Source organism: uncultured Comamonas sp. (assembly GCF_964277875.1).
Taxonomy (GTDB): domain Bacteria; phylum Pseudomonadota; class Gammaproteobacteria; order Burkholderiales; family Burkholderiaceae_C; genus Comamonas; species Comamonas sediminis.
Map to the genome: position 1 here is coordinate 52,591 of NZ_CAXYJV010000010.1, position 24,319 is coordinate 76,909.

30 protein-coding genes are annotated in these 24,319 nt (G+C 64.9%); 24 read left to right on the forward strand and 6 right to left on the reverse strand.

Going from position 1 to position 24,319, the window contains the following annotated elements; all coding sequences use genetic code 11:
• Positions 1-17: 17 nt before the first annotated feature.
• From ACHWUQ_RS04990 to ACHWUQ_RS05000, 3 genes are all read right to left on the reverse strand, one after another.
• Positions 18-809, reverse strand: coding sequence for a VOC family protein (locus tag ACHWUQ_RS04990; RefSeq protein WP_394680503.1), 792 nt, complete (start codon positions 807-809; stop codon positions 18-20).
• Between the two features lie 39 nt (positions 810-848).
• A complete protein-coding gene (locus tag ACHWUQ_RS04995) occupies positions 849-1,829 on the reverse strand; it encodes a tripartite tricarboxylate transporter substrate binding protein (RefSeq protein WP_034389944.1) in 981 nt (326 codons plus the stop codon).
• 65 nt (positions 1,830-1,894) lie between these two features.
• Positions 1,895-3,592 (reverse strand): thiamine pyrophosphate-binding protein, encoded by a 1,698-nt coding sequence (locus ACHWUQ_RS05000; protein ID WP_394680504.1) that lies wholly within the window; start codon positions 3,590-3,592, stop codon positions 1,895-1,897.
• A 96-nt stretch (positions 3,593-3,688) separates the two neighbouring features.
• Between ACHWUQ_RS05000 and ACHWUQ_RS05005 the strand changes: the two genes are divergently transcribed.
• Positions 3,689-4,384, forward strand: coding sequence for a GntR family transcriptional regulator (locus ACHWUQ_RS05005; RefSeq protein ID WP_065345993.1), 696 nt, complete (start codon positions 3,689-3,691; stop codon positions 4,382-4,384).
• Positions 4,385-4,391: 7 nt separating this feature from the next.
• On the opposite strand, the gene ACHWUQ_RS05010 is transcribed toward ACHWUQ_RS05005, so the two are convergent.
• The 3 genes from ACHWUQ_RS05010 to ACHWUQ_RS05020 form a co-directional block, all read right to left on the reverse strand.
• The gene (locus ACHWUQ_RS05010; protein ID WP_394680505.1) at positions 4,392-5,597 is read right to left on the reverse strand and encodes an esterase-like activity of phytase family protein; all 1,206 of its coding nucleotides are present in this window, start codon (positions 5,595-5,597) and stop codon (positions 4,392-4,394) included.
• Entirely contained in the window at positions 5,566-7,062 is a 1,497-nt protein-coding gene (gene glpK, locus ACHWUQ_RS05015; RefSeq protein ID WP_012202955.1) for a glycerol kinase GlpK, read from the reverse strand. The genes ACHWUQ_RS05010 and glpK overlap by 32 nt, the downstream gene beginning before the upstream one ends.
• 73 nt (positions 7,063-7,135) lie before the next feature.
• Complete coding sequence (locus tag ACHWUQ_RS05020) at positions 7,136-7,900, reverse strand: DeoR/GlpR family DNA-binding transcription regulator (protein ID WP_012202956.1); 765 nt, start codon at positions 7,898-7,900, stop codon at positions 7,136-7,138.
• A gap of 270 nt (positions 7,901-8,170) precedes the next feature.
• Between ACHWUQ_RS05020 and ACHWUQ_RS05025 the strand changes: the two genes are divergently transcribed.
• From ACHWUQ_RS05025 to rpsD, 23 genes are all read left to right on the forward strand, one after another.
• The gene (locus tag ACHWUQ_RS05025; protein ID WP_394680506.1) at positions 8,171-9,250 is read left to right on the forward strand and encodes an ABC transporter ATP-binding protein; all 1,080 of its coding nucleotides are present in this window, start codon (positions 8,171-8,173) and stop codon (positions 9,248-9,250) included.
• Position 9,251: 1 nt separating this feature from the next.
• The gene (locus ACHWUQ_RS05030) at positions 9,252-10,334 is read left to right on the forward strand and encodes an ABC transporter ATP-binding protein (protein WP_394680507.1); all 1,083 of its coding nucleotides are present in this window, start codon (positions 9,252-9,254) and stop codon (positions 10,332-10,334) included.
• Positions 10,331-11,224, forward strand: coding sequence for a carbohydrate ABC transporter permease (locus ACHWUQ_RS05035; RefSeq protein WP_013804449.1), 894 nt, complete (start codon positions 10,331-10,333; stop codon positions 11,222-11,224). Before ACHWUQ_RS05030 ends, ACHWUQ_RS05035 begins: the two co-directional genes overlap by 4 nt.
• Before the next feature lie 75 nt (positions 11,225-11,299).
• Complete coding sequence (locus tag ACHWUQ_RS05040) at positions 11,300-12,115, forward strand: carbohydrate ABC transporter permease (protein WP_013804448.1); 816 nt, start codon at positions 11,300-11,302, stop codon at positions 12,113-12,115.
• A 182-nt stretch (positions 12,116-12,297) separates the two neighbouring features.
• Positions 12,298-12,606, forward strand: a complete 309-nt coding sequence (locus tag ACHWUQ_RS05045; RefSeq protein WP_043820414.1) for a DUF2160 domain-containing protein — start codon at positions 12,298-12,300, stop codon at positions 12,604-12,606.
• 100 nt (positions 12,607-12,706) lie between these two features.
• Positions 12,707-14,440, forward strand: a complete 1,734-nt coding sequence (locus tag ACHWUQ_RS05050; RefSeq protein WP_394680508.1) for an ABC transporter substrate-binding protein — start codon at positions 12,707-12,709, stop codon at positions 14,438-14,440.
• A gap of 357 nt (positions 14,441-14,797) precedes the next feature.
• Positions 14,798-16,387, forward strand: a complete 1,590-nt coding sequence (locus tag ACHWUQ_RS05055; RefSeq protein ID WP_012202963.1) for a glycerol-3-phosphate dehydrogenase/oxidase — start codon at positions 14,798-14,800, stop codon at positions 16,385-16,387.
• Positions 16,388-16,916: 529 nt separating this feature from the next.
• Entirely contained in the window at positions 16,917-17,078 is a 162-nt protein-coding gene (locus ACHWUQ_RS05060) for a hypothetical protein (protein ID WP_013804445.1), read from the forward strand.
• Positions 17,075-17,443, forward strand: coding sequence for a 50S ribosomal protein L14 (gene rplN / locus ACHWUQ_RS05065; protein ID WP_012202964.1), 369 nt, complete (start codon positions 17,075-17,077; stop codon positions 17,441-17,443). Before ACHWUQ_RS05060 ends, rplN begins: the two co-directional genes overlap by 4 nt.
• Before the next feature lie 10 nt (positions 17,444-17,453).
• Positions 17,454-17,774 carry a 50S ribosomal protein L24 gene (gene rplX / locus ACHWUQ_RS05070; protein WP_012202965.1) on the forward strand — a complete coding sequence of 107 codons (321 nt, stop codon included), beginning with the start codon at positions 17,454-17,456 and terminating at the stop codon, positions 17,772-17,774.
• Positions 17,775-17,784: 10 nt separating this feature from the next.
• Positions 17,785-18,324 (forward strand): 50S ribosomal protein L5, encoded by a 540-nt coding sequence (gene rplE, locus ACHWUQ_RS05075; RefSeq protein WP_012202966.1) that lies wholly within the window; start codon positions 17,785-17,787, stop codon positions 18,322-18,324.
• Positions 18,325-18,332: 8 nt separating this feature from the next.
• Positions 18,333-18,638, forward strand: coding sequence for a 30S ribosomal protein S14 (rpsN, locus tag ACHWUQ_RS05080; RefSeq protein WP_012202967.1), 306 nt, complete (start codon positions 18,333-18,335; stop codon positions 18,636-18,638).
• 20 nt (positions 18,639-18,658) lie between these two features.
• Positions 18,659-19,054: a 30S ribosomal protein S8 gene (gene rpsH, locus ACHWUQ_RS05085; RefSeq protein ID WP_012202968.1), complete on the forward strand. Its 396-nt coding sequence runs from the start codon at positions 18,659-18,661 to the stop codon at positions 19,052-19,054.
• Positions 19,055-19,078: 24 nt separating this feature from the next.
• The gene (gene rplF / locus ACHWUQ_RS05090; RefSeq protein WP_013804444.1) at positions 19,079-19,612 is read left to right on the forward strand and encodes a 50S ribosomal protein L6; all 534 of its coding nucleotides are present in this window, start codon (positions 19,079-19,081) and stop codon (positions 19,610-19,612) included.
• A gap of 11 nt (positions 19,613-19,623) precedes the next feature.
• The gene (gene rplR, locus ACHWUQ_RS05095) at positions 19,624-19,989 is read left to right on the forward strand and encodes a 50S ribosomal protein L18 (RefSeq protein WP_012202970.1); all 366 of its coding nucleotides are present in this window, start codon (positions 19,624-19,626) and stop codon (positions 19,987-19,989) included.
• 15 nt (positions 19,990-20,004) lie between these two features.
• A complete protein-coding gene (rpsE, locus tag ACHWUQ_RS05100) occupies positions 20,005-20,526 on the forward strand; it encodes a 30S ribosomal protein S5 (protein WP_012202971.1) in 522 nt (173 codons plus the stop codon).
• Between the two features lie 14 nt (positions 20,527-20,540).
• Positions 20,541-20,723 (forward strand): 50S ribosomal protein L30, encoded by a 183-nt coding sequence (rpmD, locus tag ACHWUQ_RS05105; protein WP_012202972.1) that lies wholly within the window; start codon positions 20,541-20,543, stop codon positions 20,721-20,723.
• Positions 20,724-20,734: 11 nt separating this feature from the next.
• Complete coding sequence (gene rplO / locus ACHWUQ_RS05110; protein WP_012202973.1) at positions 20,735-21,166, forward strand: 50S ribosomal protein L15; 432 nt, start codon at positions 20,735-20,737, stop codon at positions 21,164-21,166.
• Between the two features lie 24 nt (positions 21,167-21,190).
• Positions 21,191-22,510 carry a preprotein translocase subunit SecY gene (gene secY / locus ACHWUQ_RS05115; RefSeq protein ID WP_394680509.1) on the forward strand — a complete coding sequence of 440 codons (1,320 nt, stop codon included), beginning with the start codon at positions 21,191-21,193 and terminating at the stop codon, positions 22,508-22,510.
• Positions 22,511-22,603: 93 nt separating this feature from the next.
• Positions 22,604-22,717 carry a 50S ribosomal protein L36 gene (rpmJ, locus tag ACHWUQ_RS05120; RefSeq protein WP_003050535.1) on the forward strand — a complete coding sequence of 38 codons (114 nt, stop codon included), beginning with the start codon at positions 22,604-22,606 and terminating at the stop codon, positions 22,715-22,717.
• Between the two features lie 22 nt (positions 22,718-22,739).
• The gene (rpsM, locus tag ACHWUQ_RS05125) at positions 22,740-23,105 is read left to right on the forward strand and encodes a 30S ribosomal protein S13 (RefSeq protein ID WP_239810520.1); all 366 of its coding nucleotides are present in this window, start codon (positions 22,740-22,742) and stop codon (positions 23,103-23,105) included.
• Positions 23,106-23,123: 18 nt separating this feature from the next.
• Positions 23,124-23,525 carry a 30S ribosomal protein S11 gene (gene rpsK / locus ACHWUQ_RS05130; protein WP_021028318.1) on the forward strand — a complete coding sequence of 134 codons (402 nt, stop codon included), beginning with the start codon at positions 23,124-23,126 and terminating at the stop codon, positions 23,523-23,525.
• Between the two features lie 82 nt (positions 23,526-23,607).
• Positions 23,608-24,231 (forward strand): 30S ribosomal protein S4, encoded by a 624-nt coding sequence (gene rpsD / locus ACHWUQ_RS05135; RefSeq protein WP_133855831.1) that lies wholly within the window; start codon positions 23,608-23,610, stop codon positions 24,229-24,231.
• Positions 24,232-24,319 lie beyond the last annotated feature (88 nt).

A 24,319-nucleotide genomic window follows, 5' to 3' on the forward strand; every position in this document is an offset into this window, starting at 1 on the left:
GAAGGAAAACGAAGAGTTTAGAGCGTGTTCCCACCGTGCCAGCGCATGTCCACGCCATGGCTGGCGGCCAGGTCCAGAGGCTGTGCCGGGGCGCCGGGCCGCTGGCGCAGGGTGAGTGCGCAAGGGCCCTCTCCGCGCGTGGCAAGGCGCTGGCGCAGTGCGTCGGAGGCCGCCAGTGCCTGCGCGCCTTGCAGCAGCAGGTCGAACCCCGGCAATGCCAGCCGCGCGCCCTGGTCGTCCAGCCTCTGCAGCGGCAGGCCCGGGCCCAGCAGCGCCCGGTAGCGGTCCAGGCTGGCGTCCAGGTCGTGCACGGCGACGGTCAGCGAGGCCACGCCCAGTGCGCCGTTGGGATGCTCGCGCACGCTGCCCTCGGGCACGCGCAGCGCGCGCGGCGTGACGTCGCCGCACAGGAAGGGCAGGTCGGGCGTGGCGTGGCGCGCCGTCTGCCACAGCAGTTGCGCGCCATCGGGGCGCACGCGGCCTCCGTCCACGGGGCCGATCAGGGTATCCAGCCCCCGCCCGCGCGCCTCGGCCAGGGCCTGGGCGGTGCTTTGGGGCAGCAGGGCGAAGTCCACCAGCCCTTCGCCATGGTCGCGCAGCGTGCGGTACCAGCGCTCTTCGGGCGCCGGGGCGGTCCAGGCAATGATCTCCAGGTAGGCGCCGTCGGCAAACACGACCAGTGCGTTGTGCGAGGTGCGGCCCGGATGGCGGCCGCCGATGGCGACCTGGAAGCCCAGCGCGCGGTAGTCCGCCACGGCGGCCTCGAGGTCCTGCACGGCGATGACGATGTGGTCCAGCGGAAGTGCCATGAATGCTCCTGTGTGGTGTAGGGGGTGCCGTCCGGATTCTCAGTCTTCGAGCTGGACCTTGTTGTCGCGCACGAAGCGGCCCCAGCGCTCATATTCCTGGCGCACCCAGCGGTCGAGGGCGGGTCCGTCCGTGGCCATGACTTCAAAGCCCGACTGCATGAGCTTGCTGCGGATGTCGGGCGTGTTCAGCGTGGCCTGGAAGTCTTCGGTGAGCTTGTGCACCGTGGCTGCCGGCGTGGCGGAAGGTGCGAACACGCCGATCCACGAGTAGGCCTCGAAGCCCGGGAAGCCTGACTCGGCCACGGTGGGCACGTCGGGCAGCTCGGGCAGGCGCTTGAGGCCGGTCACCGCCAGCGGCTTGATCTTGCCTGCCGAAATCTGGCCGCGCAGCGCCGCGTAGCTGAGCAGGGTGAGGTCGGACACATTGCCGAGCACGGCCTGCACGGCCGGGCCGCCGCCGCCGTAGGGCACGTGCAGCACGTAGGTGCCCGAGCGGCGCTTGATGTCCTCCATCACCAAGTGGTTCATGGACCCCAGGCCGGTCGATGCGTAGCTGTATTTGCCCGGGTTGCGGCGCGCCAGTTCCAGGAAGCCGGCCAGGTCCCTGGCGGGCACCGAGGCCGAGGCGCCGATCACCAGCGGGAAGCGCAGCGCCAGCGACACGCCCGTGAAGTCCTTGAAGGTGTCGTAGGGCAGCCGGGACTTGGCGATGGGATTGATGGCATGGGTGTCGAAGCTGAACAGCAGGGTGTTGCCGTCCGGGGCGGACTTGGCCACGTACTGGGTGGCGATCTGGCTGGCGGCGCCGGGGCGGTTCTCCACGATCACCGGGCGCCCGGCCACCTCGCCCAGGCGCGGCTGCAGTATGCGCGCGGCGATGTCGGTGCTGCCCCCCGGCGGGAAGGTGATGACCAGCTTGAGCGGGGCGGCGCCCTGCGCGGATGCCGTGCCGGCCGGCCCCAGCAGGCATGCGGCGGCCGTGGCCAGCAGCAGCTGGCGGCGTGAGGGTGGATGGGGCATGGGAAGGCTCCTTTTCAAGCGCATTTGCGGGCAGGAAATCGGGAATCTGTGCGTGGGGCCTGGCGTCAACCCATCCACTGGCTCACCGGCACGGCCGTGTCCTGGAGCTCTTGCGAGATCACATCCACCAGCGCCGGGCCGTCGTGCATCAGCGCGGCCTTGAGCGCGGCTTCGAGATCTGCCGGGTCATGCACCTGCCATGCCTTGACGCCGAAGGCCTCGGCCACGCGGGCATGGTGGGTGCGGTTGAAGTCGACTGAAAAGTAGCGTTCATCGTAGCCGGACTTCTGGCTGGCCTTGATCCAGCCGAACACGCTGTTGGAGAACACGATCATCTTCAGCGGCACGTTGCGGCGCACGATGGTTTCCAGCTCGCCGCAGGTGAAGCCGAAGCTGCCGTCGCCCATGACCGCGACCACCACGGAATCGGGCTGGCCGATGGCGGCGCCAAAGCCGGCGGACATGGCAAAGCCCAGCGCCCCGTGCGCGCGGTTGGTGATGAAGTGCCGGCCGGCCTGGGGCGCGTCGAAATAGGCCGTGAAGTAGGGGCAGGGCGTGCCGGGGTCGGCCACCACGATGGCGCGCGGGGGCAGCAGGCGGTTGAGCGTGTCCACCACGCGCTCGGGCTTGATGGGGCGCTCCAGCGAGGCCGCCAGTGGTGCGAAGAAGGCCTGCTTGGTGGCGCGCGCGGTGGCCGCCAGCGCGGCGCCGTCTGCGGCATCGGCGGGGCGGCGGGCGATGCGCTGCTGCACGGCCGCGTGCAGCGCCTGCAGGCCCAGCAGGGCGTCGCCCACCAGGGCCACGTCGGTGCGGTAGTTGGTGCCTATGGTCATGGCGTCCACGTCCAGATGGACGATGGTCACCTTGCGCGAGGGCATCTGCCAGTGCTCGGTGGTGGTGGAGCCGGCCCGGGCGCCGATGAACATCACCAGGTCCGCCTGCGCCACCACGGCGCGCGTGGCCTCCACGCCGCCATTGGTGCCCACCACGCTGGCATTGAGCGGATGGCTGCCCGCCAGGCTGCCCTGGCCGCTGACGCTGGAGCACACGGGCGCGTTGAGCAGGGTGGCCAGCGCATCCAGTGCGCCGCTGGCGCCTGCGATCAGCACGCCGCCGCCGCAGATCAGCACGGGGCAGCGTGCCGCCACCAGGCGGTCGGCAGCCTCGGCCACGGCCGCCGGATCGGGCACGGACCGGTAGGCCGGATAGTGGTCATGCCCTGGCTGGGCCCAGACATCGGCCGGATCCAGCGTGTGCTTTTGCACGTCATAGGGCAGGCAGATATGGGTGGCGCCGGGCCGGCCCGTGGTCATGGCGCGAAAGGCGCTGCGCACGGCGTGCGGAATCTGGTCCACGCGGTCGATGGTGGTATTCCACTTGGTCAGGGGCCTGTACAGCGCCTGCTGGTCCAGTTCGGTCAGCGGGAACTTGCCTCGCGCGCCCACGGAAACGTCCGAGGTGATGCCCAGCACAGGCACCGAGGACTCATTGGCCTCGGCCAGGCCGGGCAGCAGGTAGGTGGCGCCGCCGCCGCTGGGGCCTTCGCACACGCCCACCTTGCCGGTGACGCGCGCATAGGCGTCGGCCATGTAGCCGGCGCTGCGCTCGTCCCGCGTGAGGATGTGATCCATGCCGTGGTCCAGCCGCGCCATGGCGTCGTAGAAGGGCAGGCTGGTGTCGCCGCACAGGCCGAAGATGTGCTTGACGCCATTGAGCTGCAGCATGCGGACCATGGCGTCGGCGCCATTGAAAGCGGTGGTCATGTCGGGAGTCTCCAGGCAGGTTGGGTGACGGGATTTTTAAGAATCCATTTCAGTATACTTAAAAGAATGCGCAGCGCCAAAGGGCACAATGGCGCCATGAAAATCTCCAACATCCGCCATGAACGGGGCTCCAGCGTCTACAGCACGCTGCGTGACATGGCCATCTCCTACGAGTTCAAGCCAGGCGAGCGCCTGAGCGAGAGCGAACTGGCGCTGCGCCTGGGCGTGAGCCGCACGCCCGTGCGCGAGGCGCTGACGCGGCTGGTGGCCGATGGCTTTTTGCTGCCGGCCAGCCGCGGCTACATGCGGCGCGAACTGGACGTGAAGGAGTCGCTGGACCTGTACGAGGCCCGCGTGGCCGTGGAGCGCGAATGCGTGCGGCTGGCCGTGGAGCGCGCCACCGATGCCCAGCTCGACGAGGCCCTGGCCTACCTGGAGCAGAGCCAGCGCGTGGCCTCCGACACGCCGATCCGGCAGCTGGTGGACCTGGACGAGGGATTCCATCTGCGCATTGCCGACATGGCCGGCAACGCCGAGCTGCGGCGCATGCTGGCGAGCCTGAACGAGCGCATCCGCTTCATCCGCTGGATCGACATGGAGAGCGTGGGGCGCGCCTCCACCCAGCACGAGCACCTGGAAATCCTGCAGGCCCTGCGTGCGCGCGACGCCCAAGCCAGCGAACGCCTGATGGCCGAGCACATCGGCCTGCGGCGCGAGCAGATCGTGGAGGCCATTGCGCGCGGGCTGACGCGCATCTACCTGCCGCAGGAGCAGGTGCAGGCCACGCCCTGAAGCGCCTTCAGGGTGCGCAGGGCGGCGAGGGCCGGTAGGCGGTGATCAGGATCTGGTTGGCCTGCGCCGGGTTGAAGTTGTCGTCACTGGCGAACACCAGCACGCGCGTGCCATCGGGCAGCGGCGGGCCCCAGGACATGGCTTCCATGTTGTCCAGCCGGCCGGGCTGAACCGTGGACAGGTCGGCAATCAGCTGCTTGGCTGCCACCTGCGGCGGGTTGCGCATGAAGCTGTCCATGGCCAGCGTATCGGGCGCTTGCAGGTCGATGCGGTACAGCCGCGCGCCAAAGCCGTGGCCTGGACTGTAGGAGCGCTCCAGCACCAGCAGGTGGCCGGGGCCGTCCAGCAGGATCTCGCTGATGCCGTTGACCTCGCGCTGGGGCAGGGCCCAGCTGGCGGCCGGCACGGCATCGGGCTGGTAGGCGATCTGGCGCAGCAGCCGGCCGTCGTCCAGGCTGACCAGGCTGATGCGCACGGGCGAGCCTGCCGTGGCGGCGCTGGCGCGCGGGCCGTCCTGGCGCAGCGGCGCCTCCAGGGCCAGCCAGGCCTGTTGGCCGTCCGGCGTCACGGCCAGCCCTTCGAAGCCGAAATTCGAGCGCAGGCCCGGCACGCCGGCCTCGTCCTTGAATGCGTAGAACCACCGCGCGATCTGGCGGCCCGTGGCGTCGGTCCTCACCAGCGAGGTGCCAAAGCCCCGGCCCGGGTCGCCTTCATCGGTCCACAGCAGGCCGCCGTCCGGCAGCAGGCGGATGGCTTCGGGGTCGGGCACGGGCTGGGTGGCGGGCGCGGCATGGCGCGGGCGCAGCCAGCGGCCCTCGGCATCCAGCAGCGGATGCACTTCGGTGACCTGCGCCTGCCAGGGGTTGGGGCCGGCGCGCTGGCCCGCGTCCAGCGGCTCTATGCGCAGGCGCATCCAGCGCGCGGGGCCGCGCGCCGAGCGGTCATCGCTGATGGCCACGAAGTCGCCGCGCCGCGCGTCATAGTCCAGGCCCGAGATGCCGCCGGTGGTGGCGCCATGGATGGGCTCCTCGCGCGCAATCGAGGTGCTGCCCAGCCATTGCAGGCGCGCGCATGCCGTGGGCTGCGGGGCCGGCAGGGCCTGGGGCGGCGCGGCGCAGCCGGCCAGCAGCAGGCCGGAAAGCACCAGGCTGGCCGCCCTGAACAAGGCCGTGAGCCCGTTGTCAGGCCGCCAGCGCGGTCTGGGCCACCGCATGCTCCCAGCGCGCCATCAGCTCGTCGGCGCGGTGCTTGTCCAGCGTGGGCACGAAGCGGCGCTCGGCCTTCCACAGCGCCGACAGTTCCTCGGTGCTCTGGTACACGCCCGAGGACAGGCCCGCCAGGTAGGCAGCGCCCAGGGCCGTGGTCTCCACGCAGGCCGGGCGCACGACGGGAATGCCCAGCAGGTCGGCCTGGAACTGCATGAGCAGGTTGTTGACGCAGGCGCCGCCGTCCACGCGCAGTTCGCTCACCGGCGCGCCGCCGCTGGCCACCGCGTCGCGGCTCATGGCCAGCAGCAGGGCGGCGCTCTGGAAGGCGATGGATTCAAGCGCTGCCCGCGCGATGTGGGCGATGGTGGTGCCGCGCGTCAGGCCCGTGATGGTGCCGCGCGCATCGGGCTTCCAGTACGGTGCGCCCAGGCCCGTGAAGGCCGGCACCATCATCACGCCGCCCGAATCGGGCACGCTCTCGGCCAGTTGCTGCACCTGGCCGCTGTGCTCGATGGCGCGCAGCCCGTCGCGCAGCCACTGGACCACGGCGCCGCCCACGAAGACGCTGCCTTCCAGCGCATAGGCCGGCGCAGCGGTGGGCTGTGCCGCAGCGGTGGTCAGCAGGCCGTTGGCGGAGGTCTGGAACACGCCGCCCGTGTGCATGAGCATGAAGCAGCCCGTGCCATAGGTGTTCTTGGCCATGCCGGCCGAAAAGCAGGCCTGGCCGAAGAGGGCGCTTTGCTGGTCGCCGGCCACGCCGCCGATGGCGATCTCGCCGCCCAGCACCTCGGCTGCCGTGCGGCCGAAATCGGCGGCGGAAGGCAGCACCTCGGGCATCAGCGCGCGCGGAATCTCCAGCAGCGCCAGCAGATCGTCGTCCCACTGGTTGGTGTGGACGTTGAACAGCATGGTGCGGCTGGCGTTGGAGACATCGGTCACATGGCGGCGTCCGCCCGTGAGCTGCCAGATCAGCCAGCTGTCCACGGTGCCGAAGGCCAGCTCGCCGCGCTCGGCGGCGGCGCGCGCGCCGTTGACGTTGTCCAGAATCCAGCGCAGCTTGGTGCCCGAGAAATAGGCGTCGATCAGCAGGCCGGTCTTGCGCTGGATGGTGTCGGCATGGCCGGCCTCGCGCAGCTGGGCGCACAGCGGCTCGGCGCGGCGGTCCTGCCAGACGATGGCGTGGTGTATGGGCTGGCCCGTGGCGCGGTTCCAGACCACGGTGGTCTCGCGCTGGTTGGTGATGCCCAGGGCGCGGATGTCGGCCGCCGCCAGCCCGGCCTTGGCCAGGGCCTCGCGCGCCGTGGCCAGCTGGGTGCGCCAGATCTCGCGCGGATCGTGCTCGACCCAGCCGGGCCGGGGATAGATCTGCGGCAGCTCCAGCTGGGCCGAGGCCACGATGCGGCCCTGGGTGTCGAAGACGATGCTGCGCGAACTGGAGGTGCCCTGGTCCAGGGCAAGCAGATAGGTCATGGTGCGGTATCCAGGAAAAGCAGGGCCGGTGCGCGTGTCCTGTGCGGGCGGTGGCGCAGCGGCTGCGGAAAACTTATTGCGCCACCACGCATTGCACTTCGGCTTCGCGCAGAAGGGCATCGAACGGAGCGGGGGGCGCGGTATCGGTGAACAGGCGGTCGATCTGGTCCAGGCGTGCCAGCTCCACCATGGCCTGGCGGTGGAACTTGCTGTGGTCGGCGGCCAGCCAGACCTCGCGCGACTGGGCAATGATGGTCTGGGCCACCTTGACTTCGCGCATGTCGAAGTCGCGCAGGCTGCCATCGGGCTCGATGGCCGAGATGCCGATCAGGGCGATGTCCACCTTGAACTGGCGGATGAAGTCCACGGCCGCCTCGCCCACGATGCCCCGGTCGCGCGTGCGCACCACGCCGCCGGCCACGATGACTTCGCAGTCGGCGTTGGAGCTGAGGATGGCCGCCACGTTGAGGTTGTTGGTGATCACGCGCAGGCCCCGGTGCTTGAGCAGGGCCTGGGCCACGGCCTCGGTGGTGGTACCGATGTTCAGGATCAGCGAGCAGCCGTTGGGAATGGCCTCGGCCACGGCACGCGCAATGCGCGACTTGCCTTCGGCATGCAGCACCTGGCGCTGGGTGTGGCCCAGGTTCTCCACCGTGGCGCTGGGCACGCGCACGCCGCCGTGAAAGCGCACCATCAGGCCCGCATCGGCCAGCTTCTGTATGTCGCGGCGCACGGTCTGCAGGGTCACGCCCAGGATCTCGGCCAGCTGCTCCACCGAAGTGGACTGGCGGCTGCGCACTTCGTCGAGCAGCTGTAGTTGTCGGGGATTGGTGTTCACGGCGGCTATTCCAGATCTGGTGCGTTCTCAGGCAAACAAGGCGGGGCGACCGGGTTATAGCGCATTTGCCCCTGGTCGGCCGTGGGTTGGGGAACTTTAAAACGAAGAAAAAAGAACAGCACCTAGGGTATGTGTTGATGGGCTGCGATCTGGAAAGAACAAAAATGATCACGTTCTTGCTTTCGGATGGCGCGCAATCGCCGCCTTGAGCGAGATGTTTCTCCTTGTTCAATCGCTGCCCCCGAGGCGGCCTCGTCAGTGAGGGCGGTCGTGGAACTGGTGTTGGAGAGAATCAGCAAACGCGTGGGCGGCCAGACCTGGCTGCACCCCATGCACCTTGAACTGGAAAGCGGCGCGGTGACCGTGCTGCTGGGTGCCACGCAGGCCGGCAAGACCAGCCTGATGCGCATCATGGCCGGCCTGGACGTGCCCACCGAAGGCCGTGTGCGCGCCGATGGCGTCGATGTGACCGGCATGCCCGTGCGCGAGCGCAACGTGGCCATGGTCTACCAGCAGTTCATCAACTATCCCTCGCTCACGGTGGCGGACAACATCGCCTCGCCGCTCAAGCTGCGCGGCGACCGCGACGTGGCGCAGCGCGTGCGCGCCCTGGCCGAGCGGCTGCACATCGAGATGTTCCTGGACCGCTACCCGGCCGAGCTGTCGGGCGGCCAGCAGCAGCGCGTGGCGCTGGCGCGCGCCCTGGCCAAGGGCGCTCCGCTGATGCTGCTGGACGAGCCCCTGGTCAACCTCGACTACAAGCTGCGCGAGGAACTGCGCGAGGAACTGACCCAGCTGTTCGCCACAGGCGACTCCACCGTGGTCTATGCCACCACCGAGCCCGGCGAGGCCCTGCTGCTGGGTGGCTACACGGCGGTGCTGCATGAGGGCGAACTGCTGCAGTACGGCCCCACGGCCGAGGTCTTCCATCAACCGAATTCGCTGCGCGTGGCGCGCGCCTTCAGCGATCCGCCCATGAACCTGATCGTGGCCAGTGCCGTGGAAGGCGGGCTGCAACTGCCGGGCGGCGCGCGGCTGCCCGTGGCGCTGCCTGCGGACCTGGCCGTGTCCGGCCAACTGACCCTGGGCCTGCGCGCCAGCGCCCTGCGCCTGCAGTCCCGGCCCGGCGATCTGGCGCTGCAGGGCGTGGTGGAACTGGCCGAGATTTCGGGCTCCGACACCTTCGTGCATGCCACCACGCCCTGGGGCGAGCTGGTGGCCCAGGTCACGGGCGTGCACCACCTGGACCTGGGCAGCGCGATCACGCTGCACCTGGACCCGGCCCATGCCTATGTGTTCGGCACGGACGGCGCGCTGCTGCTGGCGCCGGCGCGGCCGGGAGGACGATGAGATGGCCCGCATAGAACTTGATCTGGCCCACTCCTACAAGCCGAACCCGCAGCAGGACAGCGACTACGCGCTGCTGCCGCTGAGCATGGTCTTCGAGGACGGCGGCGCCTATGCGCTGCTCGGCCCCTCGGGCTGCGGCAAGACCACCATGCTCAATATCATGTCGGGCCTGCTGGTCCCCTCGCAGGGCAAGGTGCTGTTCGACGGCCGCGACATGACGCGCGCCACGCCCCAGGAACGCAACATCGCCCAGGTGTTCCAGTTCCCGGTGATCTACGACACCATGACCGTGGCCGAGAACCTGGCCTTTCCGCTGAAGAACCGCCGAATGCCCGAGGAGCGCATCCGCGCGCGGGTCGGCCAGATCGCCGAGATGCTGGAGATGAGCGGCCAGCTCGACCAGCGCGCGGCCGGCCTGTCGGCCGATGCCAAGCAGAAGATCTCGCTGGGCCGGGGCCTGGTGCGGCCCGATGTGTCGGCCGTGCTGTTCGACGAGCCGCTCACGGTGATCGACCCCCAGCTCAAGTGGCAGCTGCGCCGCAAGCTCAAGCAGATCCATCATGAACTGCGGCTCACGCTGATCTATGTGACGCACGACCAGGTGGAGGCCCTGACCTTTGCCGAGCACGTTGTGGTCATGACGCGTGGGCGCGCCGTGCAGGTGGGCACGCCCGCCCAGCTTTTCGAGCGGCCCAGCCACGCCTTCGTCGGCCACTTCATCGGCTCGCCGGGCATGAACTTCGTGCCGCTGCAGCAGGACGGCGGCCGGCTGCTGGCCGAGGGCCAGTACCTGCCCCTGCCCGAAGCGCTGGCCGGTGTGGCGCCCGGCCTGCCGCTGAGCCTGGGCATACGCCCCGAGTACCTGGCACTGGCCTCGGCCGACGCGCCCGGCGCCGTGGCCTGCACGGTGGAGCGCGTGCAGGACGTGGGCACGCACCAGTTGCTGGTGGCGCGCCTGGGCGAGCGGCTGCTCAAGCTGCGCTGCGGTGCCGATGCTTTCCTGCCTGCCGCAGGGCAGACCGTCTGGGTGCAATTGCAGGGTCCCCACACCTGCTACTACGTCAACGAGGAGCTGCAGGCATGAGCCAGACCGTCAAGCCCGTCAACCAGAAGGCCTGGCTGCTGATCCTGCCGGTCATCATCTGCGTGGCCTTCTCGGCCATCATCCCGCTGATGACGGTGGTGAACTACTCGGTGCAGGACATCATCAGTCCCGACCGGCGCGTGTTCGTGGGCACGGAATGGTTTGCCCAAGTCATGCGCGACGAGGAACTGCACTCGGCCCTGCTGCGCCAGATCGGTTTTTCGCTGGCCGTGCTGCTGGTGGAGATCCCGCTGGGCATCGCCCTGGCCCTGTCCATGCCGGCCCAGGGCTGGAAGGCCTCGGCCGTGCTGGTCGTGGTCTCGCTGTCGCTGCTGATTCCGTGGAACGTGGTCGGCACCATCTGGCAGATCTACGGCCGCGCCGATATCGGACTGCTGGGCGCGGCGCTCAACGCGCTGGGCGTGGACTACAACTACACGGGCAATGCCACCCATGCCTGGCTCACTGTGCTGGTCATGGATGTCTGGCACTGGACGCCGCTGGTGGCCCTGCTGTGCTACGCGGGCCTGCGCTCCATTCCCGACGCCTACTACCAGGCCGCGCGCATCGACGGCGCCAGCAAGTTCGCGGTGTTCCGCTACATCCAGCTGCCCAAGATGCGCGGCGTGCTGATGATCGCCGTGCTGCTGCGCTTCATGGACAGCTTCATGATCTACACCGAGCCCTTCGTGCTCACGGGCGGCGGGCCCGGCAATGCGACCACCTTCCTGTCGCAGTACCTCACGCAAAAGGCCGTGGGCCAGTTCGACCTCGGGCCGGCGGCTGCCTTCTCGCTGATCTATTTCCTCATCATCTTGCTGCTGTGCTTCATCCTCTACAACTGGATGCAGCGCGTGGGCACGGCAGACAAGGAAGGGGCAAAAGAATGATCACCACGCTCCCTTCGTTCACTGCCCCCCGAGGGGGCTCGGCCTCCCTTGGGGTGGCCCTGCGGGAGGCCGGACATGACTGAAGACCGCCGTTTCCACAAGCGCACGCTGTTCCTCGTCGCCTACCTGCTGTTCGCCGTGCTGCCCATCTACTGGATGGTCAACATGAGCTTCAAGACCAACGAGGAGATCCTGTCGAGCTTCTCGCTGTGGCCCCAGCATTTCACCTGGGCCAACTACCAAACCATCTTCACCGACGCCTCCTGGTACTCGGGCTACATCAACAGCCTGATCTACGTGGCCATCAACACCGTGATCTCGCTGACGGTGGCGCTGCCGGCGGCCTATGCGTTCTCGCGCTACCAGTTCCTGGGCGACAAACATGTGTTCTTCTGGCTGCTGACCAACCGCATGACGCCGCCGGCCGTCTTCCTGCTGCCCTTCTTCCAGCTCTACACCACGGTGGGCCTGATGGACACGCACATCGCCGTGGCCCTGGCCCACCTGCTGTTCAACGTGCCGCTGGCCGTCTGGATCCTGGAGGGCTTCATGAGCGGCATCCCGCGCGAGATCGACGAGACGGCCTATATCGACGGCTACTCCTTCCCGCGCTTTTTCCTCACCATCTTCCTGCCGCTGATCAAGGCCGGCGTGGGCGTGGCGGCCTTCTTCTGCTTCATGTTCAGCTGGGTGGAGCTGCTGCTGGCGCGCACGCTGACTAGCGTGAACGCCAAGCCCATCGTGGCGACCATGACGCGCACCGTCTCGGCCTCGGGCATGGACTGGGCGACGCTGGCGGCGGCCGGCGTGCTGACCATCGTGCCGGGCGCCATCGTGATCTGGTTTGTGCGGCATTACATCGCCAAGGGGTTCGCCATGGGAAGGGTTTGAGGCACCCCCTGAGCGGCTTACGCCGCTTCCCCCTCTCTACCCGCTTCCGCGGGGGAGGGGGACGACACCTTCGGGGCGGGGCGGCGCGGCCGGCGTAGGCCCTTCCTCGGTGTCCCTGGGCTGGGCTCTGCCGGTTTCGAGAAGCTGCGGGATTGATGCTGGATTTCTGAAAGGACTCGTCAATGTTTTCCTGGATGGCCTGGACGCTGCCGGTGGCGGTGTTCTTCAGTTGCATCGTGCTGATGCTGGTGGGCATGACGCTGTGGGAGTTGCGCAGCCCGACCGTGATGCGCAAGGGCTGGCTGCCGATGGCGACGACGCGCGGGGACCGGCTGTTCATCGGGCTGCTGCTGGCGGCCTATGTCAATCTGGCCTGGGTGGGCCTGGGCGAGAGGATGGTGCAGTGGTTCTCGCTGGAGGCCGAGCCTTCGGTGTGGATCAGCCTGGTGCTGTCCATGCTCGTGCTGGCCGTGGTCATGCGCAAAGGCTGATCACTTCATTCCATTTATCGACAGCCGGGTCCGAAGCTCCCCCGGGGCCCGCTGGTGCATGTGCATGTCGGGGAGACAGCAAGAATCTAGGAGACGGCAGATGAAACAACGACTTCATACCATCGCCCTCGCGGCGGCCCTGCTGGCGGCGGGGCAGGCGTCCTGGGCCGGAGAGACGGAAGCCAAGAAGTGGATCGACGCGGAGTTCCAGCCCAGCACGCTGTCCAAGGACCAGCAGATGGCCGAGATGAAGTGGTTCATCGAGGCGGCCAAGAAGCTGCAGGCCAAGGGCGTCAAGGAGATCGCCGTGGTCTCCGAGACCATCACCACGCACGAGTACGAGAGCAAGACGCTGGCCAAGGCCTTCACCGAGATCACGGGCATCACCGTCAAGCACGACCTGATCCAGGAAGGCGACGTGGTCGAGAAGCTGCAGACCTCGATGCAGTCGGGCAAGTCCATCTATGACGGCTGGATCTCCGACTCCGACCTGATCGGCACGCACTACCGCTACGGCCGCATCATGAGCCTGACCGACTACATGGCCGGCGCGGGCAAGGACTTCACCAATCCGGGCCTGGATATCAAGGACTTCATCGGCACCAGCTTCACCACCGCGCCCGACGGCAAGCTCTACCAGCTGCCCGACCAGCAGTTCGCCAACCTCTACTGGTTCCGCGCCGACCTCTTCGAGCGCAAGGACCTCAAGGACAAGTTCAAGGCCAAGTACGGCTACGAGCTGGGCGTGCCGCTGAACTGGAGCGCCTACGAGGACATCGCCGAGTTCTTCACCAACGACGTCAAGCAGATCGACGGCAAGCCCATCTACGGCCACATGGACTACGGCAAGAAGGACCCGTCGCTGGGCTGGCGCTTCACCGATGCCTGGCTGTCCATGGCCGGCGCGGCTGACAAGGGCATTCCCAACGGCATGCCCGTCGATGAATGGGGCATCCGCGTGGCCGACGACAAGTGCACGCCCGTGGGCGCTTCGGTCTCGCGCGGGGGCGCCACCAACTCGCCGGCCGCCGTGTTCGCGCTCACCAAGTACGTGGACTGGATGAAGAAATACGCGCCCAAGGAAGCCATGGGCATGACCTTCGGCGAGTCCGGCCCCGTGCCAGCCCAGGGCCATATCGCGCAGCAGATCTTCTGGTACACCGCCTTCACGGCCGACATGACCAAGCCCGGCCTGCCCGTGGTCAATGCCGACGGCACGCCCAAATGGCGCATGGCGCCCGGCCCCAACGGCCCCTACTGGAAGGACGGCATGCAAAACGGCTACCAGGACGTGGGCAGCTGGACCTTCTTCAAGGATCATGACGCCAACCGCACGGCCGCCGCCTGGCTATACGCGCAGTTCGTCACCGCCAAGACCACCAGCCTCAAGAAGACCATCGTCGGCCTGACGCCCATCCGCGAGAGCGACATCCGTTCCAAGGCCATGACCGACATGGCGCCCAAGCTCGGCGGCCTGGTCGAGTTCTACCGCAGCCCCGCCCGCGTGGCCTGGACGCCCACCGGCAACAACGTGCCCGACTACCCCAAGCTGGCCCAGCTGTGGTGGAAGAACGTGGCCCAGGCCGTCACCGGCGAGAAGACGCCCCAGGGCGCCATGGACAACCTGGCCGAGGAAATGGATCAGGTCATGTCCCGCCTGCAGCGTGCCGGCATGGCGCACTGCGCTCCCAAGCTCAACCCCAAGGGCGACCCGGCCAAGTGGCTCAGCGACAAGCAGGCGCCGTGGAAGAAGCTGGCCAATGAAAAGCCCAAGGGCGAGACGATTGCGTATGACACGCTGCTCAATGCCTGGAAAAACGGAAAGGTGAGGTAACACCCCCTGAGCCGCTGCGCGGCTTCCCCCCGTGGCACGGCGCCTCTCTACCCGCTTCGCGGGGGAGGGGGACGACGCCCTCGCCGCGAGGCGGCTCTTGCTCGGCGTCCCTGAGTTGGGCCGCGTCGGCTTTGGGCGCAATACCCTGCGCTGGCACCACAGTCCATCGTTGGGCGTCCTGGGTCGCCAAAACACGAAACGAAAGATAGCGAAGAAAAAAATACAAAAACGAGCGAAAATAGCGGAAAACCCGATTCCGTCCCCTTCGCATTGGGCGCAGGCGTGGCGTCCCGGGTGCTGACATGGCGGCTACATGGCGCCCTGTTAACTTGCCCCACATTCCTTCGTCGAAGATCCATGTCCCTCGCTGCTTCCCCTCTGCCCACCGGCCGCGCCGCCCTGCTGGAACGCCTGGCCCAGCCTGAAACCTACGATCTGGCCATCATCGGCGGCGGTGCCACCGGCCTGGGCGTGGCCCTGGACGCGGCGGCGCGCGGGTTCAAGGTCGTGCTGGTGGAGTCGCATGACTTCGCCAAGGGCACGTCCTCGCGTGCCACCAAGCTGGTCCATGGTGGCGTGCGTTACTTGGCCCAGGGCAACATCGCCCTGGTGCGCGAAGCGCTGCACGAGCGCACCACGCTGCTGCACAACGCGCCCCATCTGGCGCAGCCGCTGGCCTTTGTCATGCCGTCCTACAAGCTGCTGGACACGCCGTTCTACGGCATCGGCCTCAAGATGTATGACGCGCTGGCCGGCAAGGCAGGCCTGGGCGCCACCGAATTCCTCTCGCGCTCCAGCACTGTCAAGTGTTTGCCCACCGTGCGCCAGCAAGGCCTCAAGGGCGGCGTCAAATACTGGGACGGCCAGTTCGACGATGCCCGCCTGGCGCTGGCGCTGGCCCGCACGGCCGCCGCCAAGGGCGCGCTGCTGGTCAACTACTGCCCCGCGCTTGAACTGCTGCATGAAGGCGGCAAGGTCGCCGGCCTGGTCTGCGAAGACACGGAATCGGGCCGGCGCTTCACGCTGCGCGCCAAGTGCGTGGTCAACGCCACCGGCCCCTGGGTGGACCTGTTCCGCCAGCAGGACGCCGAGGCCCAGGGCCGTCCCGTCAAGCCCATGGTCGCGCCCAGCCAGGGCGTGCACGTGGTCGTGGACCGCGACTTCCTGCCCAGCGACCACGCCCTGCTCGTGCCCAAGACGGCCGATGGCCGCGTGCTCTTTGCCGTGCCCTGGCTGGGCAAGGTCATCCTGGGCACCACCGACACCCCGCGCAACGACCTGGCACGCGAGCCCCTGCCGTTCCCCGAGGAGCTGGACTTCATCCTCACCGAGGCCGGACGCTATCTCACGCGCCAGCCCACGCTGGCCGACGTGCGCAGCATGTGGGTCGGCCTGCGCCCGCTGGTCAAGCCCCAGGACGACGACGGCGAGAACACCAAGAAGATCAGCCGCGAGCACACGGTCATGTCCAGCCGCACCGGCCTGGTCACCGTCACGGGCGGCAAATGGACCACCTACCGCGCCATGGCCGAAGACGTGCTCTCCGAGTGCTTTGCCATCGGCCGCCTGCCGCACCGCCCCGGTGGCGTCACGGCCCGCCTGCCGCTGGCCGGCGCCCCGGCCGAATCCGCCGTGCACCACCGCATGAACCAGGTCCAGGGCCTGCACTCCTATGGCACGGAAGCCTCGGCAGTGGAGGCGTTGCCGGGCAACGACGAATGGCTGGCAGACGGCCTGAACGAAGCCATGGTGCGCTTTGCCGCGCGCTTCGAATACGCGCGCACCGTGGAAGACGTGCTGGCGCGCCGCAGCCGCCTGCTGTTCCTTGATGCGCGCAAGGCCGCCGAGGTGGCGCCGCGCGTGGCAGCCATCCTCCAGGAGGAGCTGGGGCAGGACGCCGGCCTGGCGGACTTCATGCCGCTGGCGGCCCAGTACCTGCCGGCCTGATTGCGGCTGAAGTCCCTCTCAAGCAAAACGCCCTGCACTGCAGGGCGTTTTGCTTTTGGAGGCAGATGCAAGCCAAGGAAAGATTGTCAAAATTGATTGATATCTATCTTTGATTGTTTTTATGAATCAGAATGCTGCCCATGGCATCTCGTAACGGTGCCGGCGAACAGCAGCCAGCACAAGGCTGACGAGGGAGGGGGAATGATGAAGAAAGCGCTTGAAAGTCCGTTTTCCGCAGGGCAAGGGCCGTGCCCGGGCCCAACGCGGTGGCCCCAAGCCGCTGCGATGTCTGCGCCGCCGTAGCACGCGCGACCAGCCCGCAGCAGACGATTGCGTTGAGTCTGCCACCCTTTGCCGAGCCCGCCAGGCTCGGCTTTTTTATGGGCGTTTCCGATGGGGTGCGGCCATCGGCAGGCCCAGCTTGCTCCTGGGTTGATAGCGCTCTTGTGGGGGTTGCGCAACGCTGCCGGCCAGGGGTGGAAAAGGCGGCTAAGGGTTTGACGCGCAAAGGAATTTCTGGGACAATCCCATGCTTCACGTGAAAATCGTGAAGTTATCTGCCCAGTGGAAGCGCCGAGAAATGGTTTTCGGCGTGGACGACGGGCCCAAGACTGACTGGCTGCTCGCGGCCCTTGAGAAGACTCTGGGGCTGTCGAGTGTTTGCTGGAGCAAGTTGGGAATATTGAAATGATCCAAACAGAATCTCGGTTAGAGGTTGCCGACAACACCGGCGCGAAGTCTGTTCAGTGCATCAAAGTGCTGGGCGGTTCTCATCGTCGCTATGCGAGTGTTGGTGACATCATCAAGGTGACCATCAAGGAAGCTGCACCGCGTGGACGCGTCAAAAAAGGCGAGGTCTACAGCGCGGTCGTGGTGCGTACGGCGAAGGGTATTCGCCGTGCTGATGGCTCGCTCGTCAAGTTCGACGGCAACGCCGCCGTTCTGCTGAACGCCAAGCTGGAGCCTATCGGCACCCGCATCTTTGGCCCCGTGACTCGTGAACTGCGCAACGAAAAGTTCATGAAGATCGTGTCCCTGGCACCTGAAGTTCTCTAAAGGAAGCACCATGAACAAGATTCGCAAGGGCGACCAAATCATCGTGCTGACCGGCCGTGACAAGGGCAAGCAAGGCGTGGTCTCGGCTCGTAAGGACGACTCCCACCTGTTGATCGATGGCATCAACATGGTGAAGAAGCACGTCAAGCCGAACCCCATGAAGGGCACCACCGGCGGTATCGTGGAAAAGGCTATGCCTATCCACCAATCCAACGTGGCCATCTTCAATGCAGCGACCGGCAAGGCTGATCGCGTGGGCATCAAGGTGCAGGCCGACGGCACACGCGTTCGCGTGTTCAAGTCCAGCGGCGCCGAAATCAAGGCGGCCTAAGGGGTAACACATGGCACGACTGCAAAAACTGTATCGCGAAAAGATCGCGGCTGAACTCAAGGAAAAGTTCGGCTACACCTCCTCCATGGAAGTGCCCCGTCTGACCAAGATCACCCTGAACATGGGTGTGAGCGAAGCCGTGGCCGACAAGAAGGTGATGGACAACGCCGTGGCTGACCTGACCAAGATTGCTGGTCAGAAGCCCGTGGTGACCAAGGCCAAGAAGGCTATCGCCGGCTTCAAGATCCGTGAAGGCCAGGCCATTGGCTGCATGGTGACCCTGCGTGGCGTTCAGATGTATGAATTCCTGGACCGTTTCGTCACCGTGGCTCTGCCCCGCGTGCGTGACTTCCGTGGTATCTCCGGCCGTTCTTTCGACGGTCGCGGCAACTACAACGTCGGCGTCAAGGAACAGATCATCTTCCCCGAAATCGAGTACGACAAGGTGGACGCTCTGCGTGGTCTGAACATCAGCATCACGACGACAGCTCGGACCGACGATGAGTGCAAGGCACTGCTCGCCGCTTTCCGTTTCCCCTTCAAGAACTGAGGTGGCGCATGGCTAAAGTTGCATTGATCCAGCGCGAACTCAAGCGCGAAAAGCTGGCAGCCAAGTACGCTGCCAAATACGCAGAACTGAAGGCAATCGCCGCTGACGCAAAGCGCAGCGACGAAGAGCGCGACGCCGCTCGCCTGGGCCTGCAGAAGCTGCCCCGTAACGCGAACCCCACTCGCCAGCGCAACCGCTGCGAGATCACGGGTCGTCCCCGTGGCACCTTCCGTCAATTCGGTCTGGGCCGCGCCAAGATCCGTGAACTGGCCTTCGCTGGCGACATCCCCGGTGTCACCAAGGCCAGCTGGTAAGCAAGCAGGAGAGATTAAACATGAGCATGAGTGATCCCATCGCTGACTTGCTGACCCGCATCCGCAATGCACAAATGGTCTCCAAGACCACCGTGACGGCTCCTTCCTCCAAGGTCAAGGTTGCCATCGCCCAGGTGCTGAAGGATGAAGGCTACATCGACGGCTTCCAAGTGAAGACCGACGCTGGCAAGTCCGAACTCGAAATTACCCTGAAGTACTACGCCGGCCGTCCGGTGATCGAGCGCATCGAGCGCGTGAGCCGTCCCGGCCTGCGCGTGTACAAGGGCCGTGACGCAATCCCCCAGGTCATGAACGGTATGGGCGTTGCCATCGTCACCACTCCCAAGGGCGTGATGACGGATCGCAAGGCACGCGCCACTGGCGTGGGCGGCGAAGTGCTGTGCTACGTGGCCTAACGGACATTAAGGAGAAATACTGAAATGTCTCGCGTAGCAAAGACTCCCGTGGCCATCCCCGCAGGCGTGGATGTGTCCATCAAAGACGACCAGATCAATGTGAAGGGCACCGGCGGCACGCTGTCGCAAGCCCAGAACGTTCTGGTGAAGATCTCCAACAACGAAGGCAAGCTGTCTTTCGAGCCCGTCAATGACTCGCGCGAAGCCAACGCCATGAGCGGCACCATGCGTCAGCTGGTGAACAACATGGTGGTGGGCGTGAGCAAGGGCTTCGAGAAGAAGCTGTCGCTGGTTGGCGTGGGTTTCAAGGCTTCGGCCTCGGGCTCCAAGCTGAACCTGGCGATCGGCTTTTCGCACCCGGTGAACTTCGAAATGCCGGCCGGCATCACTGTCACCACCCCCACACCGACCGAAATCTTGGTCAAGGGTGCTGACCGCCAGGCCGTTGGCCAAATGGCTGCTGAGATCCGTGCCGTTCGTCCTCCCGAGCCCTACAAGGGCAAGGGCATCCGTTACTCGGATGAGAAGGTCGTGATCAAAGAGACCAAGAAGAAGTAAGGAGCTGCATTATGTTGACCAAGAAAGAGCAGCGTCTCCGTCGTGCCCGCCAGACCCGCATCCGCATTGCACAGCAAGGCGTGGCACGTCTGAGCGTGAACCGTACGAACCTCCACATCTACGCAAGCGTGGTGTCGGAAGACGGCACCAAGGTGCTGGCTTCGGCCTCCACCGCCGAAGCCGAAGTGCGCACCCAACTGGGCGCCATCGGCAAGGGTGGCAACGTGGCTGCCGCTACGCTGATTGGCAAGCGCATTGCCGAGAAGGCGAAGGCTGCCGGCGTGGAGAAAGTGGCTTTCGATCGCGCTGGTTTCGCATACCACGGCCGCGTGAAGGCTTTGGCAGAAGCCGCTCGTGAAGCCGGCCTGCAGTTCTAAGCGGAGCGGATAGAAATGGCAAAGTTTTCTCCCAAGGTGCAAGACGAAGGTCGTGACGACGGTCTGCGCGAAAAAATGATCGCGGTGAACCGCGTCACCAAGGTTGTGAAGGGCGGTCGTATCCTCGGCTTCGCTGCACTGACCGTGGTTGGCGATGGTGATGGCCGCGTTGGCATGGGCAAGGGCAAGTCGAAGGAAGTGCCTGCAGCCGTGCAAAAGGCGATGGAAGAATCCCGTCGCAACATGATCAAGGTGTCTTTGAAGCACGGCACGATCCATCACACCGTGATGGGTCAGCATGGCGCAGCATCCGTGATGCTGAACCCCGCTCCCAAGGGTACCGGCATCATCGCCGGCGGCCCGATGCGCGCCGTTTTCGAAGTGCTGGGCATCACCGACATCGTGGCCAAGAGCCATGGTTCGTCGAATCCCTACAACATGGTCCGCGCGACTTTTGACGCTCTGAAGCACTCCACGACCCCTTCGGAAGTGGCAGCCAAGCGCGGCAAGTCGGTTGAAGACATCTTCACCGCCTGATCGGAGTCAATCACATGACAACGCAACAAACCGTGAAGGTGCAACTGGTGCGCAGCCCCATTGGCACCAAGGAATCGCACCGCGCCACCGTCCGTGGCCTGGGCCTGCGCAAGCTGAACAGCATCAGCGAACTGCAGGACACGCCTGCCGTGCGCGGCATGATCAACAAGATCAGCTACCTGGTCAAAGTTCTCTGAAAGGATTGATGATGGAACTCAATAGCATCAAGCCTGCAGAGGGCTCCAAGCACGCCAAGCGCCGTGTCGGTCGCGGCATCGGCTCCGGCCTGGGCAAGACTGCCGGCCGTGGTCACAAGGGTCAGAAGTCGCGTTCGGGTGGCTACCACAAGGTGGGCTTCGAAGGCGGTCAAATGCCTCTGCAGCGCCGTCTGCCCAAGCGTGGCTTCAAGTCGCATCTGCTGAAGTTCAATGCAGAAGTGACCCTGTCCGCTCTGGAACAGCTGGGCCTGGCCGAAGTCGATCTGGCAGCTCTGAAGCAAGCCGGTCTGGTTGGTGAAATCGCAAAGGTGGTCAAGATCATCAAGAGCGGTGAAATCAGCAAGGCTGTCAAGCTCAACGGCATCGGCGCTACCGCCGGCGCCAAGGCTGCCATCGAAGCTGCCGGTGGCAGCATCGCCTGATTAATGATCTGAAAGAAGACATCCGTGGCTACTAGCGCAGCTCAAATTGCAAAAACCGGAAAATTCGGCGATCTTCGCCGCCGTCTGGTTTTTCTGTTGCTCGCGCTGGTCGTTTACCGGATCGGGGCTCATATCCCCGTGCCGGGCATCGATCCAGCGCAGCTGCAGCAGCTGTTCAATGGCCAGCAGGGCGGCATTCTCAATCTGTTCAACATGTTCTCGGGTGGGGCGCTCTCGCGCTTCACGGTGTTCGCACTGGGGATCATGCCGTACATCTCGGCATCGATCATCATGCAATTGATGACCTACGTCGTCCCGACATTCGAACAGATGAAGAAAGAGGGCGAAGCCGGCCGTCGCAAGATTACCCAGTACACCCGTTACGGTGCCCTGGCGCTTGCGCTGTTTCAGTCGCTCGGCATTGCCGTGGCACTGGAAGGCACTGCCGGTTTGGTCCTCAGCCCTGGTTTCGGGTTCCGTCTTACCGCTGTGGTCAGCCTGACCGCCGGTACGATGTTCCTGATGTGGCTGGGTGAACAGATCACCGAGCGTGGTTTGGGCAACGGGATCTCGATCCTGATCTTCGCCGGTATCGCTGCGGGTCTCCCCAGCTCCATCGGTGGATTGCTCGAATTGGTGCGTACTGGTGCGATGAGCATCATTGCCGCGATCTTCATTGTTCTCGTAGTGGCAGCCGTGACGTACTTCGTCGTGTTTGTCGAGCGTGGACAGCGCAAGATCCTGGTGAACTATGCGCGCCGTCAGGTTGGAAACAAGGTGTATGGTGGTCAGTCTTCGCACTTGCCACTGAAGCTGAACATGGCTGGTGTGATTCCTCCCATCTTCGCTTCGTCGATCATCTTGCTGCCTGCCACTGTTGTGAACTGGTTCAGCGCTGGCGAATCGATGCGTTGGCTCAGGGACATTGCTAGCACGTTGACCCCCGGTCAGCCGATCTATGTGATGTTCTATGCCGCAGCGATCATCTTTTTCTGCTTCTTCTATACGGCCTTGGTTTTCAACAGCCGCGAGACGGCCGATAACCTGAAGAAGAGTGGTGCCTTTATTCCCGGGATTCGACCAGGGGATCAGACAGCACGTTATATTGATAAGATTTTGGTGCGTTTGACGCTTGCGGGTGCTGTTTACATCACCTTCGTGTGTCTGCTGCCAGAGTTCTTGATCCTGAAGTACAACGTTCCGTTCTATTTCGGTGGCACTTCCTTGTTGATCATCGTGGTGGTGACCATGGACTTCATGTCCCAGGTCCAGAATTACATGATGTCTCAGCAGTATGAGTCGCTTCTGAAGAAGGCGAACTTCAAGGCCTCAGCCAAAAACTGAGATCGACAGGAAAGTGTGCCCTCCAGTCTGTTCGGGCTAAATATTTGAAATGCCGTCACAGACTGGAGCGGATGGAAGTTTTAGGAGAATGAAATGAGAGTTTCAGCTTCGGTAAAGAAGATTTGCCGTAACTGCAAGATCATCCGTCGCAAGGGTGTCGTACGCGTGATCTGCACCGACCAGCGCCATAAGCAGCGCCAAGGTTAATCTAAAGTATTAGAGGACACAAATGGCACGTATTGCTGGTATTAACATCCCTCCGCACAAGCATGCGGAGATCGGCCTGACCGCTATCTATGGCATCGGTCGCACCACCGCTCGCAAGATCTGCGAAGCTGCTGGTATCGACTACGCCAAGAAAGTCAAGGATTTCTCGGACGCTGATCTGGAAAAGATCCGCGACGCCATCGCTCACCTGACCCTGGAAGGTGACCTGCGCCGTGAAACCACGATGAACATCAAGCGTTTGATGGACATCGGCTGCTACCGCGGTTTCCGTCATCGTCGTGGTCTGCCCATGCGTGGTCAGCGTACCCGCACTAATGCCCGTACCCGCAAGGGTCCGCGCAAAGGCGCAGCGGCTTTGAAGAAATAAAGAGATTGAAGGTACACAATGGCTAAGTCTCAGAACAATGCAGCTGCACGTGTACGTAAGAAAGTTCGCAAGAACATTTCTGACGGCATTGCACACGTTCACGCTTCGTTCAACAACACCATCATCACGATCACCGACCGCCAAGGCAATTCCCTGTCTTGGGCTTCGTCGGGTGGCCAGGGTTTCAAGGGCTCGCGCAAGTCGACGCCTTTCGCAGCCCAGGTTGCTTCCGAAGTGGCCGGCCGTGCTGCCATGGAACAGGGCATCAAGAACCTGGACGTCGAGATCAAGGGCCCAGGCCCAGGTCGCGAGTCTTCGGTGCGTGCTCTGGGTGCATTGGGCATCCGCATCACGTCGATCTCCGACGTGACGCCTGTCCCGCACAACGGCTGCCGCCCTCAAAAGCGTCGTCGCATCTAACTCACCATAAGCCCACCGCCGCCAGTGCATGGTGCTCTGGCGGCTCCCGCATTTTTGCGGTAGCTGAAAAAAGGATATTCAAGTGGCACGTTTTATTGGCCCTAAGGGCAAACTTTCCCGCCGCGAAGGCGTAGACCTGTTCCTCAAGAGCGCACGTCGCTCGATCGCGGACAAGGTCAAGCTGGACACCAAGCCAGGTCAACACGGCCGTACTTCCGGCACGCGTACCTCGGACTACGGTCTGCAACTGCGTGAAAAGCAAAAGGTCAAGCGCACCTACGGTGTGCTGGAGAAGCAATTCCGCCGCTACTTCGCTGAAGCCGATCGTCGCCGTGGCAACACCGGCGCGAACCTGCTGAGCCTGCTGGAAAGCCGTCTGGACAACGTGGTGTACCGCATGGGCTTTGGCTCGACCCGCTCCGAAGCGCGTCAGCTGGTGTCCCACAAGGCCATCACCGTGAACGGCCAATCCGTCAACATCCCTTCGTACTCCGTGAAGGAGGGCGACGTGGTTGCTGTGCGCGAAAAGTCGAAGAAGCAAGCCCGTATCATCGAGTCGCTGCAACTGGCCGGTCAAGTGGGTTTCCCCGCTTGGGTGGACGTGTCGGCTGACAAGGCTGAAGGCGTCTTCAAGAAGTCTCCAGACCGCGATGAATTCGGTGCTGACATCAACGAATCGCTGATCGTCGAATTGTATTCTCGTTAATTTCCCGGTCGTTTTCGACTGCGAAAGTGTATCCGTCCCAGAACCGCGAGGCATCGCGGTTCTGGTGCTTCACCAGCCTTACCGGTGT

Excerpts from the sequence above, each read along its gene's own strand:
- ACHWUQ_RS05035 (WP_013804449.1), top strand. The coding sequence starts at position 10,331 with ATGAGCCAGACCGTCAAGCCCGTCAACCAGAAGGCCTGGCTGCTGATC.
- rplF (WP_013804444.1), top strand. The coding sequence starts at position 19,079 with ATGTCTCGCGTAGCAAAGACTCCCGTGGCCATCCCCGCAGGCGTGGAT.
- ACHWUQ_RS05030 (WP_394680507.1), top strand. The coding sequence starts at position 9,252 with ATGGCCCGCATAGAACTTGATCTGGCCCACTCCTACAAGCCGAACCCG.
- ACHWUQ_RS05000 (WP_394680504.1), bottom strand. The coding sequence starts at position 3,592 with ATGACCACCGCTTTCAATGGCGCCGACGCCATGGTCCGCATGCTGCAG.
- ACHWUQ_RS05040 (WP_013804448.1), top strand. The coding sequence starts at position 11,300 with ATGACTGAAGACCGCCGTTTCCACAAGCGCACGCTGTTCCTCGTCGCC.
- rplX (WP_012202965.1), top strand. The coding sequence starts at position 17,454 with ATGAACAAGATTCGCAAGGGCGACCAAATCATCGTGCTGACCGGCCGT.
- ACHWUQ_RS05060 (WP_013804445.1), top strand. The coding sequence starts at position 16,917 with ATGCTTCACGTGAAAATCGTGAAGTTATCTGCCCAGTGGAAGCGCCGA.
- rplR (WP_012202970.1), top strand. The coding sequence starts at position 19,624 with ATGTTGACCAAGAAAGAGCAGCGTCTCCGTCGTGCCCGCCAGACCCGC.
- glpK (WP_012202955.1), bottom strand. The coding sequence starts at position 7,062 with ATGACCTATCTGCTTGCCCTGGACCAGGGCACCTCCAGTTCGCGCAGC.
- rpsH (WP_012202968.1), top strand. The coding sequence starts at position 18,659 with ATGAGCATGAGTGATCCCATCGCTGACTTGCTGACCCGCATCCGCAAT.
- rpmD (WP_012202972.1), top strand. The coding sequence starts at position 20,541 with ATGACAACGCAACAAACCGTGAAGGTGCAACTGGTGCGCAGCCCCATT.
- rplE (WP_012202966.1), top strand. The coding sequence starts at position 17,785 with ATGGCACGACTGCAAAAACTGTATCGCGAAAAGATCGCGGCTGAACTC.
- ACHWUQ_RS05050 (WP_394680508.1), top strand. The coding sequence starts at position 12,707 with ATGAAACAACGACTTCATACCATCGCCCTCGCGGCGGCCCTGCTGGCG.
- rpsM (WP_239810520.1), top strand. The coding sequence starts at position 22,740 with ATGGCACGTATTGCTGGTATTAACATCCCTCCGCACAAGCATGCGGAG.
- ACHWUQ_RS05005 (WP_065345993.1), top strand. The coding sequence starts at position 3,689 with ATGAAAATCTCCAACATCCGCCATGAACGGGGCTCCAGCGTCTACAGC.
- ACHWUQ_RS05010 (WP_394680505.1), bottom strand. The coding sequence starts at position 5,597 with ATGCGGTGGCCCAGACCGCGCTGGCGGCCTGACAACGGGCTCACGGCC.
- rpsK (WP_021028318.1), top strand. The coding sequence starts at position 23,124 with ATGGCTAAGTCTCAGAACAATGCAGCTGCACGTGTACGTAAGAAAGTT.
- rpmJ (WP_003050535.1), top strand. The coding sequence starts at position 22,604 with ATGAGAGTTTCAGCTTCGGTAAAGAAGATTTGCCGTAACTGCAAGATC.
- rpsE (WP_012202971.1), top strand. The coding sequence starts at position 20,005 with ATGGCAAAGTTTTCTCCCAAGGTGCAAGACGAAGGTCGTGACGACGGT.
- rpsN (WP_012202967.1), top strand. The coding sequence starts at position 18,333 with ATGGCTAAAGTTGCATTGATCCAGCGCGAACTCAAGCGCGAAAAGCTG.
- ACHWUQ_RS04995 (WP_034389944.1), bottom strand. The coding sequence starts at position 1,829 with ATGCCCCATCCACCCTCACGCCGCCAGCTGCTGCTGGCCACGGCCGCC.
- ACHWUQ_RS05055 (WP_012202963.1), top strand. The coding sequence starts at position 14,798 with ATGTCCCTCGCTGCTTCCCCTCTGCCCACCGGCCGCGCCGCCCTGCTG.
- ACHWUQ_RS04990 (WP_394680503.1), bottom strand. The coding sequence starts at position 809 with ATGGCACTTCCGCTGGACCACATCGTCATCGCCGTGCAGGACCTCGAG.
- ACHWUQ_RS05045 (WP_043820414.1), top strand. The coding sequence starts at position 12,298 with ATGTTTTCCTGGATGGCCTGGACGCTGCCGGTGGCGGTGTTCTTCAGT.
- rplO (WP_012202973.1), top strand. The coding sequence starts at position 20,735 with ATGGAACTCAATAGCATCAAGCCTGCAGAGGGCTCCAAGCACGCCAAG.
- rplN (WP_012202964.1), top strand. The coding sequence starts at position 17,075 with ATGATCCAAACAGAATCTCGGTTAGAGGTTGCCGACAACACCGGCGCG.